This is a genomic window from Ruania alkalisoli, assembly GCF_014960965.1.
Lineage (GTDB): Bacteria > Actinomycetota > Actinomycetes > Actinomycetales > Beutenbergiaceae > Ruania > Ruania alkalisoli.
Genome location: NZ_CP063169.1, coordinates 2,304,437 through 2,317,931 on the forward strand (window position 1 = coordinate 2,304,437; position 13,495 = coordinate 2,317,931).

The 13,495-nt window shown below is 67.6% G+C and carries 10 protein-coding genes; 2 read left to right on the forward strand and 8 right to left on the reverse strand.

Annotated elements, in window-relative coordinates:
- Positions 1–108: 108 nt before the first annotated feature.
- Positions 109–408, reverse strand: coding sequence for a DUF4193 domain-containing protein (locus IM660_RS10250; protein WP_159620778.1), 300 nt, complete (start codon positions 406–408; stop codon positions 109–111).
- A gap of 293 nt (positions 409–701) precedes the next feature.
- Here IM660_RS10250 and sepH point away from each other — a divergent pair, with 293 nt between their 5' ends.
- On the forward strand, positions 702–1,784 hold the full coding sequence (gene sepH / locus IM660_RS10255; protein ID WP_193495226.1) for a septation protein SepH: 1,083 nt from the start codon (positions 702–704) through the stop codon (positions 1,782–1,784).
- Between the two features lie 26 nt (positions 1,785–1,810).
- Here the strand turns inward: sepH and IM660_RS10260 are convergent, their stop codons facing one another.
- The 3 genes from IM660_RS10260 to IM660_RS10270 are packed head-to-tail and all read right to left on the reverse strand — an operon-like array spanning position 1,811 to position 6,244.
- Positions 1,811–2,944 carry an alkaline phosphatase family protein gene (locus tag IM660_RS10260; protein ID WP_193495228.1) on the reverse strand — a complete coding sequence of 378 codons (1,134 nt, stop codon included), beginning with the start codon at positions 2,942–2,944 and terminating at the stop codon, positions 1,811–1,813.
- Complete coding sequence (locus tag IM660_RS10265; RefSeq protein WP_193495229.1) at positions 2,941–3,528, reverse strand: DUF5998 family protein; 588 nt, start codon at positions 3,526–3,528, stop codon at positions 2,941–2,943. The genes IM660_RS10260 and IM660_RS10265 overlap by 4 nt, the downstream gene beginning before the upstream one ends.
- 25 nt (positions 3,529–3,553) lie before the next feature.
- Complete coding sequence (locus IM660_RS10270) at positions 3,554–6,244, reverse strand: GNAT family N-acetyltransferase (protein WP_193495231.1); 2,691 nt, start codon at positions 6,242–6,244, stop codon at positions 3,554–3,556.
- 90 nt (positions 6,245–6,334) lie between these two features.
- On the opposite strand from IM660_RS10270, the gene IM660_RS10275 reads away from it, so the two are divergent.
- Complete coding sequence (locus IM660_RS10275) at positions 6,335–8,809, forward strand: DNA gyrase/topoisomerase IV subunit A (RefSeq protein WP_193495233.1); 2,475 nt, start codon at positions 6,335–6,337, stop codon at positions 8,807–8,809.
- On the opposite strand, the gene IM660_RS10280 is transcribed toward IM660_RS10275, so the two are convergent.
- Genes IM660_RS10280 through IM660_RS10295 form a run of 4 tightly spaced genes read right to left on the reverse strand, consistent with a single transcriptional unit; the run spans position 8,725 to position 13,415 of the window.
- A complete protein-coding gene (locus IM660_RS10280) occupies positions 8,725–9,471 on the reverse strand; it encodes a lysoplasmalogenase (RefSeq protein WP_193495235.1) in 747 nt (248 codons plus the stop codon). The two genes, IM660_RS10275 and IM660_RS10280, sit on opposite strands and share 85 nt — an antisense overlap.
- 4 nt (positions 9,472–9,475) lie before the next feature.
- Complete coding sequence (locus IM660_RS10285) at positions 9,476–10,453, reverse strand: GNAT family N-acetyltransferase (protein WP_193495237.1); 978 nt, start codon at positions 10,451–10,453, stop codon at positions 9,476–9,478.
- A complete protein-coding gene (locus IM660_RS10290; RefSeq protein ID WP_193495238.1) occupies positions 10,453–11,292 on the reverse strand; it encodes a GNAT family N-acetyltransferase in 840 nt (279 codons plus the stop codon). Before IM660_RS10290 ends, IM660_RS10285 begins: the two co-directional genes overlap by 1 nt.
- Positions 11,289–13,415 (reverse strand): DNA gyrase/topoisomerase IV subunit B, encoded by a 2,127-nt coding sequence (locus IM660_RS10295; RefSeq protein ID WP_193495240.1) that lies wholly within the window; start codon positions 13,413–13,415, stop codon positions 11,289–11,291. The genes IM660_RS10290 and IM660_RS10295 overlap by 4 nt, the downstream gene beginning before the upstream one ends.
- Between the last annotated feature and the right edge of the window lie 80 nt (positions 13,416–13,495).

The following is a 13,495-nucleotide window of genomic DNA, read 5'->3' on the forward strand; positions in this document are numbered from 1 at the left end:
CACGGTGCCGCCCGGGCCGCGTGCTGCGGGCCAGCGACGCGCACAGCCACTGGCCGCGCTGTCGCTGGCCTCGTGGGCACTGCCCACGTGCCGTGCTGCTCCTGGTTGTCAGGCTGCGCACTCCGAGCACACCGGCTGGCCGCCCTTCTCATAGGCCAGCTGGCTGCGGTGGTGCACGAGGAAGCACTGTGAACAGGTGAACTCGTCGGCCTGGCGGGGCAGGACGCGGACGGACAGTTCCTCACCACTCAGGTCGGCTCCGGGAAGTTCGAATCCCTCTGCGGCTTCAGTCTCGTCCTCGTCTACCGCAGGCGAGTTCTTCTCCGAGCGCCGGGCCTTCAGCTCCTCGAGCGAGTCCTCGCTCAGGTCCTCTTCGGTCTTGCGCGGTGCATCGTAGTCGGTCGCCATGATGGGCAAGCGCTCCGGTTTCTCTCGATTGGACTTCTGGCACGTACAACGTTCGGCGCGCCGACATGTTCCCGTGGCGGGTGAATTGTGCACCATCAGCCGCTCAATTGCATACTCACCGTCCCGGACTAGAGTGTCCGGACGCGGTTCTGCGCCGGAGATCGTGTCGTATCGACGGGATCTGAGGTCGGATCGACCGCCACTCCGCAGTCAATACGCCGAAGAAGCGCGACCACCTGGCAGGCTCGCTATCGAGCTGGGATCGGCTCGTCGGAGCCGAGCACGGAGGCGACATGATCGAGTTGGAACTTGTAGGCATTCACAACGACGCCGAGCATCTCGTGCTGATGGGTCCGGACGGGGAACGCTACCGTCTGGAGATCGATGAGGCGCTGCGCGCGGCCGTCCGACGCGACCGTCCCCAGCTCGAGCAGGTCCGCACTGAAGGCGTGGTCCGGCCACGCGAGATTCAGGTGATGATCCGCTCCGGGTCCAGCGCCGAGGACATCGCTGCCGAGTTCGCTGTCCCGCTCGAGACCGTCCGGCGCTACGAGGGCCCGGTGATCGCTGAACGTCAGCACGTCAGTCAGCAGGCACGTGCACTGACGATCACCCGGCAGCCAGGCGCGCCCGTGCTTGCGGACGTGGTGGTCGACAGGCTCGCTTCGCGAGGAGTCCGCACCGACTCCCTCGAGTGGGATGCGCGCCGTGTCGCTCACGAACCATGGGAGCTGGTGCTTCGATTCGTCGCCGGTGACCGAGAGAGAGCAGCCACCTGGCAGGTCGATCTGTCTGCCCGGACGGTCCTGGCCCTCGACGACGAGAGCCGCTGGCTCTCGGAGACGGAATGGTCGCCCGCGGCGGGAGCCCGGCGCCACCTGTCGGCGGTCCGTGGCGGCAGGGTCTACGACGTCGAGAACGACGATCCGATCGACCTCGCTGGCCCGCTCGCCGCAGTGGACGCCGGTCTCGCCTCCTCCACCGACGAGGGGCGTCCCACCGACGACACCAGCGGTACCGGCGATGCCGACCGCACCGAAGCACTGCTGGACCAGCTCGCTGTCGATCGCGGTGTCCGGCAGCCTGTGATCGACGAGGCAGACGAGACAGACGAGGCCGTGCGCGAACCGATGCTCTGGGAGGATCCCCCGCCCGCACATCCTCCGGCCTCTCACCCCGACGAACGTCCCGACGCGACGATCCTGCCCGTCCCTGCGGCCGCGACGACCTCCGGTGCGAACGACGAGCCGCCAGAGAACGCCGGTGCTGACGCCACCCGGGACGAGGAGACCGAGCACGCACCCCGGCCACGTCGGCGTCGCCGCACCAGCGTGCCCTCCTGGGACGAGATCGTGTTCGGCGCCAAGAACGACTGAACGCCATCACTGTGGCCGTCGTGGCCTCAGCCTTGCACCACCACCAGCGGCACCTGCATCTCAGCGTCTGTGGTGGCCCCATGCATGCCGACCAGTTGCAGAGAGGCGCGGCTCTGGCTGCGCGAGTCCAGCACGGCGTGGCTTCCGCGAGCGATCACGACGACATCGCCGACCACCTGCTGGGCCGCGTCGGTTACCGGGCCGATCATTCCGGAACTGACCACATCCTCCCGCAGCAGGACATCCGCACGCTCCCCCAGCACCTCCCGGTATCGTCCGGCGATGTGGTCCGCGCGCCCCGGCCGACAATAGAGATGGACCGCTCGCGGTTCCCCTGCCACCAACTCGACATCACGCATCAGCCTGTCGTCGTCGGCGATGTCGGTCCGTTCCGTCATGGGCACATCGACCATGCCGTGGTCGGCCGTCACCAGCAGCAACACGCCGGGAGGCAGAAGGCGGGCCAGACGGTCCAGCTCGGCATCGGTCTGGGCAAGAAGCTGGCTCCATTCGGGCGCACGGGATCCACTGCGGTGCCCGAGGGCATCCATCTCACCCCAGTAGAGGTAGACAACGTCCACAGCGGGATCGCGCAGTTCCGCCAGGGCAGTGTCCACGCGCTCGCGCAGAGAGTCTGCCGCGGCGTACTCCCCTCCTCGCCATGCCGCCCGGGTCAATCCTGAGTCCGCGAACTGCCAAGGACCCACGCTGACACCTGTGTGCCCTGCAGCGTTGAGGTGCTCGAAGATGGTCGGCTCGATCTGCCACTGTTCCGGTTCCACGGGCCCGTTCCACGAGACCAGGTTGACCGCCATTCGTCCCCACGCCCGCACCGAGTACCCCAGCATCCGGGTGCGTCCACCCTCCCATCCGGTACCGAGGTAGGTGATGTTCGTGGCAGTCGTCGAGGGAAACGCCGTGCGCACCGAACCCAGCCGGTCGGCCGCGGTGAGGAACGGAGCCGATTGCGAGCGATCAAGGAGGTTGTGCCAGCCGAGACCGTCGACCAGGACCACGCACGCCTTGGTCGATCGAGGCAGCGCCAGGCGGTCCCTGGCAGATGCGGCACGCTGCTTCTCCTCCTCGGGAAGATCGAGTGCCAGGGCGCCCACTGCCCCGAGCAGCACGTCACCGACGCGTCCTTGCTGGCTGACGCTCACGCGCCGGCGGCGACCGTCGCGGCGGAGAGCTCGGTCGCGAAGGCGATCGCTGCTTCCATGGCGTGCGGACCTTCGGCCTCGGCGCTGATTCGCACGACCAGGTCGTCCGGCATAGACGTTCCGGTGAACCCGTGGTCCGCCTCGCACTCCGGGTCGGGACAGGTCGCAGGCTCCAGATCGATGCGGGAGACCGCCCCCCAGCTCAGCGCGATCGTGAGCTCGGAGCCCCCTGCCCCCTGAGTGTAGGCCGCCGGATCGCTGACGCCATGCGTCAAGCCGACCGAACGCACCTGGCGCAGCGGGATCGCCTCGGTGGTCGCCGCAGCGTTGACGCTTCCCTGCGGATGGTCGCCGGGGAGATCGTCCACATGCGCGACCAGCAGCCGGGTGGAGGTGAGCACCAGCGTGGTGATGTGGCGTCGTACCTCGGTCCGGTCGAACATGGTTTCGGGGTGCACGAGGAAGGCGCGCACCTCCTCCCCGGCGAGGGCCACCTCCAGCACATCCGTCACCAGCGCGGGGTAATACCCCGCACGCTGGATCTCTCGCCGCAGCTCTCGAAGTCGTTCAGTACGCAGTGTCACGCTCCCAGTCTCCCACTTTCGGATCTCACGGCAGGACCCGGCGTGCGATATCGCCGCGTCGGGGTTGGGCGACGTCCACGTCCATGCCCAGCACGGCGGCACCGGAAGCGGAGACCAGCACGGGGTACAACTCGATGGCGGAGACCTCCGCCAGCTCGTCCTTCAGGACCGCCACACGCGCGATGATGTCCTCCAGGGCCGGCACATCGACGGCAGGCAGACCGCGGTGCCCGAGAAGCCGCGGAGCCGCTCTCAGCGAGCCGATCATCTCAGCGATGTCGGTGTCTGTCAGCGGGGGCACCCGGTAGCTGACGTCGTCGAGCAACTCCACGGCGTCCCCGGCCAGGCCCAGGCTGACGATCGGCCCGTAGAGCGGGTCCTCGGCTGCCCGGACCACACAGGCGACGCCGGGAGGAGCCATCGCTTGGACATCGAACGACGCGGAGCGTCCCAACAGCGCTCGCACCTGAGCTTCCATCGTGCGGTAGGCCTCGGCAAGCTCCTCCTGCGTCGACAGATCCAGGCGCACGGTGCCCAGATCCGATCGATGCCGTAGGACGTCGTCGGTCGCTTTCAGCGCGACCGGCCACCCGATCTGCGCAGCCGCCTCGACCGCGTCAGAGACGCTCTCGACCCGCATCTCCGGCCAAGAGCTCACGCCGTGCGTCGCGAGCAGCTCACGAGCTCTGGGGGGTGGTAGCCGCTTCGTCGTCCCGGCCGGCAGCCCACTCAGCTCCGCTTGTACAAGCCTCTTGGCGACCCGGCGGTCGATCCTGTCCGGATCCACCCGCGTGCCCCGGCCACGTTCACTCCAGCGCCGATAGCCACGTGCTGCTGCCACCGCTGCCACCGCAGCCTCCGTCGACGGAAACGTCGGGACACGGACGTCACTCGAGACACGGCCACCGTCCGATCGAGCGGTGGACACCCCGCCTTCACGGTCACGTCCCAGCAGTCCGGTACTCCGGTACAGGGTCGCCGCCACGGTTCGTTCCGATTGCCCGGAAAGCCGGCGGATCTCGCCGGCGACGCGGGAGCCGTCGTCATCGAGCAGAGCGACGTAGCCGACGATCGCCATGTCCCAGTCCTGGCGTGAGAGAGCGTCGTCGACACAGGTCTTGTACGCGGCTGCGTCCGCACCCGAGCTCAGCGCAACAGATCCTGGTGCCTCGAGGAGGCCGTGGGCACGGATGAGTTCCGACATCGCTGCCGCCTGAGCACCACTGTTGGTGATCACCAAGACGCGTTCCCCGGTCGGCAGCGGCTGTTCGCTGAGCAGGGCGGCGAGATCGAGCATCTCGGCGTCTGAGGCGGTCAGCAGCACACCGGCCTGCCGCACCAACTCATCGAGCGCCCGCCGAGGTGTGGTGGTGGTCCGCACAGCGTGGCCCGGGGGGCGCAGCTGCCCGGTCGCACCGGCGATCATGGCCACCACCGGACCCTGCTCCGAGAGCCGTCGCGCCACCCGGGAGAACTTGCGCGGATTTCCGATCGATTCCAGACGCAGGCACGCCACCCTCGTGGCCGGTGACGTGGTCCAGAACTGCATGGCGTCATTGCCCGAAACGTCGACGCGGTGCCCTGCCGAGAGGAAGGAGGAGAGGCCGAGATCGCGATCGGCGGCACCGTCGAGCAGTTGCAGCCCCGCAGCGGCGGACTGGCAGAAGATCCCCACTGCGCCGCTACGCAGAGCGCCTCGCCGGAGCGTGGCGTTCATCGCCCCGGCATCGTCGACGGTCCGAACGCCGAACGACCGCGGCCCGACCAACCTCATCCCGCGCTCGCGCAGCCGGCGCACCAGCGTCCGTTGCGGTACCTTGCCGCTGGCGTGCCCGGCTTCGTAACCCCCCGTGTAGAGCACGACAGCACGCACCCCTCGGCCGGCGAGCTGAGGTACCAGGTCCAGGACGTACGGTGCCGGGGCTGCGACCAAGGCGAGATCCGCACTCACGTCCGTGGCCAAGTCCTCCACCCGCGATGGGTAACCGGGCAGGCCGACGACTGCCACGCGGTCCTCACCGACAGCAGCGACCCCCTCGTGGAGGCGACGCGCCATCGCCGTGCCCTCCTCGCCCGCGCCGATTAGGAGAACACGTTCCGGCCCGAGTACTGCCGCCATGCTGAGCGCTTCGGCACGCCGCTCACGCTCGGCGAGCACTGCCAACGACCGGTCGGTGGGCCTGATCGTGAAGGAGACGCTGACGAGACCGTCGTCGAGATGCTGGTCGACGTCGTAGCCGGCATCGGTGAACACACGCAGCATCCGGGTGTTCTGGGGCAGGACGTCGGCCACGAACCGGCGGACCCCCAACTCTCGGCCAGCCGCCGCCAGGTGCTCGAGCAGGACCGACCCTAGCCCTTTGCCCTGGACGGCGTCGGAGACGTTGAACGCGACCTCGGCCGCATCCTCATCGATGCGGTCGAAGCGTCCGATCGCGACGATCTCACCTGCTGACTCCAGCACCAGTGCCACCCGGTCGTGGTGGTCGACGTGGGTGAACCGGTGCAGGTCCCGTGCCGGGATCCGTTCCAGGGGAGCGAAGAAGCGCAGGTACACCGACTCCGGTGACTGGCGTTCGTGGAACCGTTCGACGGCGCCGGAGTCGGCGGGCATGATCGGCCGGATCCGCATGGTGGTGCCGTCCCGCAGCACCACGTCGGCCTCCCAGTGCTCCGGGTAGGGCGCCCCCAGTGCCATGTCCTCGCCGCCTGCCATGCTCACGATCCTATTGCCCCGGACTGCTGTTGCCCGGTCGCCGGTGTGTGCTGGACGCTCAAAGCCGCTGAACACGAGATGATGATGGGTATGGCACGTTCTTCCGCGCCCGGGTCGCAGCAGGACCCGGTCGATTCCATGATCATCGACACCGACGTCTCCACCGAGATGCGCGGGTCGTTCCTCGAGTACGCCTACTCGGTCATCTATTCGAGGGCACTGCCGGACGCCCGGGACGGTCTGAAGCCGGTCCAACGGCGCATCCTGTTCCAGATGGCGGAGATGGGACTACGTCCCGACCGTGGACATGTGAAGTCTGCTCGCGTCGTCGGGGACGTGATGGGCAAGCTGCACCCCCACGGTGATGGCGCGATCTACGACGCGCTCGTGCGAATGGCGCAGTCCTTCTCGCTGCGTCTGCCGTTGGTCGACGGTCACGGCAACTTCGGGTCCTTGGACGACGGGCCCGCCGCACCGCGCTACACCGAGGCTCGCCTGGCACCCGCGGCCATGGTGATGACCGCAGGGCTCGGCGAGAACGTCGTGGACTTCGTGCCGAACTACGACAACCAACTCACCCAGCCCGAGGTGCTTCCCGCAGCGCTGCCGAACCTGCTTGTCAATGGCGGGTCCGGCATCGCCGTCGGGATGGCGACCAACATGCCCCCCCATAATCTGGTCGAGGTGATCGCCGCGACACGGCACCTGATCGCCCATCCGGATGCTGATCTTGAGGCGCTCATGCGCTTCGTCCCCGGACCGGATCTGCCCGGCGGCGGCAAGATCGTCGGACTGGACGGGATCCGCGAGGCCTACGCTGGTGGTCGAGGTACGTTCCGCACGCGCGCCACGGCGCGGGTGGAGAACGTCACTGCCCGCAAGAAGGCGATCGTCGTCACCGAGCTGCCGTATCAGGTCGGTCCAGAGCGAGTGATCGAGAAGATCAAGGATGCGGTGCAGTCGAAGAAACTGCAAGGGATCTCCGCGGTCAACGATCTCACCGACCGCGCACACGGACTCCGGCTCGTCATCGAGATCAAGAATGCCTTCAATCCCGAGGCCGTGCTCACCCAGCTCTACCGGCTCACGCCATTGGAGGAGTCTTTCGGCATCAACAACGTTGCGCTCGTGGAGGGCCAGCCCCGGACGTTGGGGCTGCGTGAGTTGCTCCAGGTGTATGTTGCGCATCGGCTCGAGGTGGTGCGCCGTCGTACCGAGCATCGCTTGGCGAAGCGGACCGAGCGCGCTCATCTGGTGGAGGGCCTGCTGATCGCCATCGCGGACATCGACGAGGTGATCGCCGTGATCCGCACCAGCGATGATGCCGAATCTGCGCGCACCAGGCTGATGACAGTCTTCGATCTCTCCGAACAGCAGGCCGAGTACATCCTGGAACTCCGGCTGCGGCGATTGACCAAGTTCTCCCGCATCGAGCTCGAGGCTGAGAGGGACGACCTGGCGCGGGAGATCGCCGAGCTCCGCGCCATCCTGGCCGACGAGGGGTTGCTGCGGGAGGTCGTCTCCGACGAGCTCGCGCAGGTCGCTGCCGAACACGGCACCCCGCGCCGGACAGTGCTGTTGGAGTCATCCGGGCAGGCCGCCGCGGCCGAGTCGGCCGCCCCGGCTCGCCGGGGACGTGGTGGTGCTGAGGTCCCGCTGGAGGTCGCCGACACACCCTGCCGGGTGCTGCTCTCCTCAACCGGACTGCTCGCCCGCACCGCGGATGACACTGAACCGGCACGCACGGGAGCCCGGAGCGCGCACGACGCTCTGCATGCCTCAGTCCGAGGCACTGCCCGGGGAGAGGTGGGCGCGATCACCAATCGCGGGCGGATGCTGCGCCTGTCCGTGATCGAGGTCCCGGCGCTTCCGCCCACCGACTCCGCCCCCAGTCTCTCCGGTGGGGTCCCTGTCAGTGAGGTACTCATGCTGGAGCCCGGCGAGAGGGTCATCGGCCTGGCGAGCCTCGCCGACGACGCACCTCCACTCGTGCTCGGGACTCGCCTCGGTCAGGTCAAGCGTGTCGTGAACGACTATCCCCGCAAGGACAGCTGGGAGGTGATCGGTCTCAAGGACGACGACGAGGTGGTCGGTGCAGCGACCGCGTCCGAGGAGGATGAACTGGTCTTCGTCTCGGCACAGGCGCAGCTGCTGCACTTCCCCGCGGCGTTGGTCCGCCCACAGGGCCGAGGTGCCGGGGGTATGGCCGGGATCCGGCTGGCAGACGGAGATACCGTCCTCTCCTTCAGCGTGGTTCCCGCCGGCCGGGCGGAGAGCGCCGCCGTGGTCACGCTCGCGGGAAGCACCGGGGCGCTTCCCGGAACGGTGCCTGGTTCAGCCAAGGTGACGCCCTTCGCGCTCTACCCGGGCAAAGGCCGCGGAACGGGTGGGGTGCGGGCGCACCGGTTCGTCCGCGGGGAGGACTCGCTGCTGCTGGCAGCAGTCGGCCCTGATCCGGTGCGGGCAGTCGGTTCCGCCGGTCAGCCCGTCGAGCTTCCCGAACTGGACGAGCGGCGCGATGGGTCCGGACGTGTGCTCGACGCCCCGGTGGCCGGGCTCGGCTGACTGCTGGCGGCGCGCTGGTCGGCGCGCCACCGGCCCAGCAGGCCGGTCGCGAACAAGATCTGCGCGGCGATGTAGGTCGTCATCACCAGAACGTCGTGCAGCGGGGTCTCGTACCAGCTCGAGAACGACTCCAACGCGATCAGCGAGTCCGAGAAGAAGAACAGCACGCCGCCCAGCCCGACCCTCCGGCTGACAGTCGTGGCGGTCGAGGCGACAGCGACCAGCACGATGCCGTAGACCGCCACCAGCGGCAGAAGGGTCCCGGCCCCGCTCGCGCATGCAGCGAACAGTGCGACGAAGCCTGCCAGATACCCCACGATGACGCCGAGCGACGGACGTCGGCGGCTCAGCAGCAGGAAGGTGGCGAGGAAGCACACCTGGGCCACCAGGAAGGCCGAGACCATGGCGACGAAACCAGCGTCCCCTTCCAGCACCCGGGGAGCGGCATCACCGATCCACGAGAACACCAATCCCCCCGCATAGGCCCGTAGCGCGGCGCTGCGGTGAGGAAGGCCAGATCTGCTCCACACGGCGCCGGCGAGAGCGGGGACCAGCAGCACCTGGGTCCCGTCCGCGAGCACGCGGGAATCGACCGCCTGGGCAGCAAGATGAACGGCTACCACGACTGCGAACGCCACGTCCCATGCACGAAGAGCACGCACGCTTCTATACCTCGATCGTGTAGGTGGTCGAACCGCGGGTCGGTTCGAAACCGAGCCGGTCGAACAGACCGTGGGCGTGCTCTCGGGTGGCGTGATCGACACCAAGCGCCGCGTACTGCATCCCTGAGTCCGCGAAAGCCTGCATCGCACGGCAAAGCAACGACGTCGCGACGCGTTGCCCTCGCCAGGGTGCCCGCACGCCGAGCATGTCGATGTAGCCCTCGCTCCACCCGAGAGTGGGCCAGTCCTGCTCGTACCGGCTCGACAGCAGGTAGCCCGCGACCTGTGCACGGTCGCTACGGCGGTCAAGGACGAGAAAACTCCAGGAGGGGACGAAGTACGTGCGCCCCTCGGTCCACAGTGCCGAACTTTGAGTCGTCGCGAGGCCACCAAAGGCGTCGTTGTGGGCGATCCGCACCTGATCGTCGAGCTCAGCGGACCACGGCTCCAGCATCAGCGGGTGCTCAAGCCTGATCTCAGGAATCTCGATCCGCAGATCCCGGCGCATCTCGGTGTGATAGCCCGCCTCGGTGAAGCCGTGACGACGCACCAGGTCTGCGGAGTGATCCATACCGTCCTCGACGTGCACCACGATGCTGCCCGAATCGTGCCCAGAGTCCGCGAGGACGGTTCTTCCTCGCTCGATCTGCCAGTCGAGGATTGCCGACCCGACACCACGGTGCCGGTGGACTGGATCGACACCGCCGTCGAGGAAGACGCGAGCCGGTCCGTCCGCGCCGGGAGGAATGCCGACGAGGCCGTATCCGCGCAAATGACCCGACTCGTCGAATCCGGCCACCGAGTTGCGTTCGACGTCAGACCACTGAGTGGCGAAGGTGTCGGCCACTTCCTCTCGCGTACTGCGGTAAGGCGGGTCGTCATGTTCTTCGATGCGCTGCCAGAGTGCGAACAGTTCCTCGAGGTCCGCCGGGGAGAGGGCGCGCCAGAGCAGGTCGTGTGCCCGGCTACCAAGGGTGAGCATCAGTCACTCACCCCCGGCTCCGACCGGTACCGGACAGCGTCCGCGACCACGACCATGCCCACCTGTGCGAACTCGTCCAGCAACGCTGTTCGGTCCGCGTCGACGTCCATCCGGGCAGCACTCATGTCACCGGCAGCGTAGGCGTCGCGCAGGGTCCTGAGCAACGCGACGAGTTCGCCAGGGCCGGCGACGGCACTTTCGACGGTCTCGATCGACACCAGGTCGGGTTCGCTACCGAGGCCGCGAACCCGTACCGCCCGGGCGGTGAGGATGCCACGGCGGGTCACGCCCCACATCCCCGGGGCCAGCATCGTGACCGTTATCGCGGAGGTATCCACCCCGCTCTCGCGAGCGCGCTCCAGCACCTCATTCATCGGCGCCGCGAGGGAGTGCACGCGGCCGGCGGGCGCGAATCCAGCGGCAGCGCAGAGCCTGCGCCGGTCGATTCGTGCCTCGTCGACGACGATCTCGGTCACGGCCGGCCCGAGACGCTGCGCACACGCATCCTGCCACCGGAGGAGGGCACGGCCGATCCCACGCCCCCGCCAGCTCGGCTCCAGTTCGGCGGCAAGCGTCACCGTCGACGTTCCACGCCGCACCATGGCCACGGCCCGGACATGACCTGAAGCATCGATCCCGGCGAGTGTGTCGGACTGGAGGTCGCCGCAGGTCGCTGTGTGCCACTGCGGGCTCAGATCGAGAGCAGTGGGGTGATACCCCTGATCAACGGCCCTCACCCTGGTCAACAGCAGCCGGACATGATCCTCGTCCGTCAGCTGCAGCGGCCGCCACGCAAGGCCGAGGTGCCGTCCGGGCACCGGCAGGTGCCCGACACTCACGCGTCGATCCGATTCCGGTCCAACTCTCCAGCGCCGGCGATGATGAAGTCCTTGCGCGGGGCGACGTCGTTGCCCATGAGCAGGTCGAAGACCATCTCAGCATCCTCAACATCGGTCATCGTGATCTTACGAAGCGTGCGATGCGCCGGATCCATCGTAGTCTCGGCGAGCTGGTCAGCATCCATCTCCCCCAGCCCCTTGTAGCGCTGGATGGGCTCCTTGTAGCGGCGTCCCGAACGCTCCAACTTGCTCAGCAGCCGCGTCAGCTCGACTTCGGAGTACGTGTAGGAGACTTCCCCCTTGCGCTTGCCCTGGGCGACGACTTCCACACGATGCAGCGGCGGGACCGCGGCGAAAACCCGACCGGCCTCGACGAGCGGGCGCATGTAGCGGAAGAACAGCGTCAACAGCAGTGTCCGGATGTGCGCACCGTCAACGTCCGCATCTGTCATGAGCACGACTTTCCCGTATCGCACCGAGTCGAGGTCGAACGACCGACCCGAACCTGCGCCGATCACCTGGATGATCGACGCGCACTCAGCGTTCTTCAGCATGTCTGCCAGGGACGCCTTCTGGACGTTCAGGATCTTGCCGCGGATAGGCAGCAACGCCTGGAAATCGGACTGCCGCGCGAGCTTGGCCGTCCCGAGCGCACTGTCTCCTTCGACGATGAACAACTCGGATCGGTCGACGTCGTCGCTGCGACAGTCGGCCAGCTTGGCAGGCAGGGTGGACGTCTCGAGCGCGTTCTTGCGTCGAGAGATCTCCTTGTGGGTGCGGGCCGCGATCCGGGCCCGCATCTCCCCCACGACCTTCTCGAGCACCATCGCGCTCTGCGCCTTCTCCGCCCGCTTCGAGGATGTCAGCAGGTTGGTCAACTCGGTATCGACGACGCGCGTGACGATGCTGCGCACAGGTGCTGTTCCGAGCACCTCCTTCGTCTGCCCCTCGAACTGCGGCTCCGGCAGGCGAACAGTCACGACGGCGGTCAGCCCCGCCATGACATCGTCCTTCTCGATGCGCTCCTTCCCGTTCTTCCCGGTCATTTTCAGTCGCCGGGCGTTGGCATCGATCTGCTTGCGGACGGACTTCAGCAGTCCCGCCTCGAACCCGGCGAGGTGCGTCCCGCCCTTGGGTGTGGCGATGATGTTGACGAAGCTCCGCACCTCGGTCTCATATCCGATTCCCCACCGCAGCGCTACCTCGACCTGGCAGGTGCGCTCAACGTCGACCGGTCGCAGGTGGCCTTGGCCGTCCAGCTGCTGCACAGTCTCGCTGAAGGTGCCCTGACCACTGAGACGCCAGGTATCGGTGACAGCACCGTCGGCGGCGACGAAGTCCACGAAGTCGACGATTCCTCCGTCGTGCCGGAAGACTTCCTCGACCGGGCCGTGCTCGCCAGGGGTCCCGGGCATCCGGCGCTCGTCACGTACCGTCAGCTGCAGTCCGGGCACCAGGAACGAGGTCTGCCGGGCTCGAGTGATCAGCTCGTCATACGAGAAGACCGCGGAGGCCGGGAAGATCTGGCGATCGGCCCAGTAGCGCACCCGCGTGCCGGTCACCCCACGCTTGACCTTGCCCACCTTGCGAAGCTCGGAGTGGTTGGTGAACGGAGCGAACGCGGACTCAGGGTCCGCGCTCCCGGAATCGTCGAAGACCCCGGGCTCGCCACGGTGGAACGACATGGCGTACGTCTGGCCGCCGCGGTCGACTTCGACATCCAACCGTGCGGAGAGAGCATTCACGACCGATGCACCGACGCCGTGCAGCCCGCCGGAGGAAGCGTAGGAGCCGCCGCCGAACTTGCCGCCCGCGTGCAGCTTGGTGAAGACGACCTCCACACCGCTCAGACCCAGCGCCGTCACCTCGTCAACAGGGATACCGCGCCCGTTGTCGCGCACCTCGACCGACCCGTCCGGGTGCAGGACGACCTCGATCGCGTCGCCGTGCCCCTCCAGGGACTCATCAACCGCGTTGTCGATGATCTCCCACAGGCAGTGCATCAGACCACGCGAGTCGGTAGATCCGATGTACATGCCGGGACGCTTGCGCACTGCCTCGAGCCCCTCGAGCACCGACAGGTGGCGCGCGGTATAACTGGATTCCGTCGATGTCTTGGCCACGTACACATGCTAGGCGCCGATCGCACGTCCGTGCGGCAGCGCCACCCACTTCGGTCTGGATCGCGGTTCGAGTCAATCGA

Excerpts from the sequence above, each read along its gene's own strand:
- IM660_RS10250 (WP_159620778.1), bottom strand. The coding sequence starts at position 408 with ATGGCGACCGACTACGATGCACCGCGCAAGACCGAAGAGGACCTGAGC.
- sepH (WP_193495226.1), top strand. The coding sequence starts at position 702 with ATGATCGAGTTGGAACTTGTAGGCATTCACAACGACGCCGAGCATCTC.
- IM660_RS10270 (WP_193495231.1), bottom strand. The coding sequence starts at position 6,244 with ATGGCAGGCGGCGAGGACATGGCACTGGGGGCGCCCTACCCGGAGCAC.
- IM660_RS10275 (WP_193495233.1), top strand. The coding sequence starts at position 6,335 with ATGGCACGTTCTTCCGCGCCCGGGTCGCAGCAGGACCCGGTCGATTCC.
- IM660_RS10285 (WP_193495237.1), bottom strand. The coding sequence starts at position 10,453 with ATGCTCACCCTTGGTAGCCGGGCACACGACCTGCTCTGGCGCGCCCTC.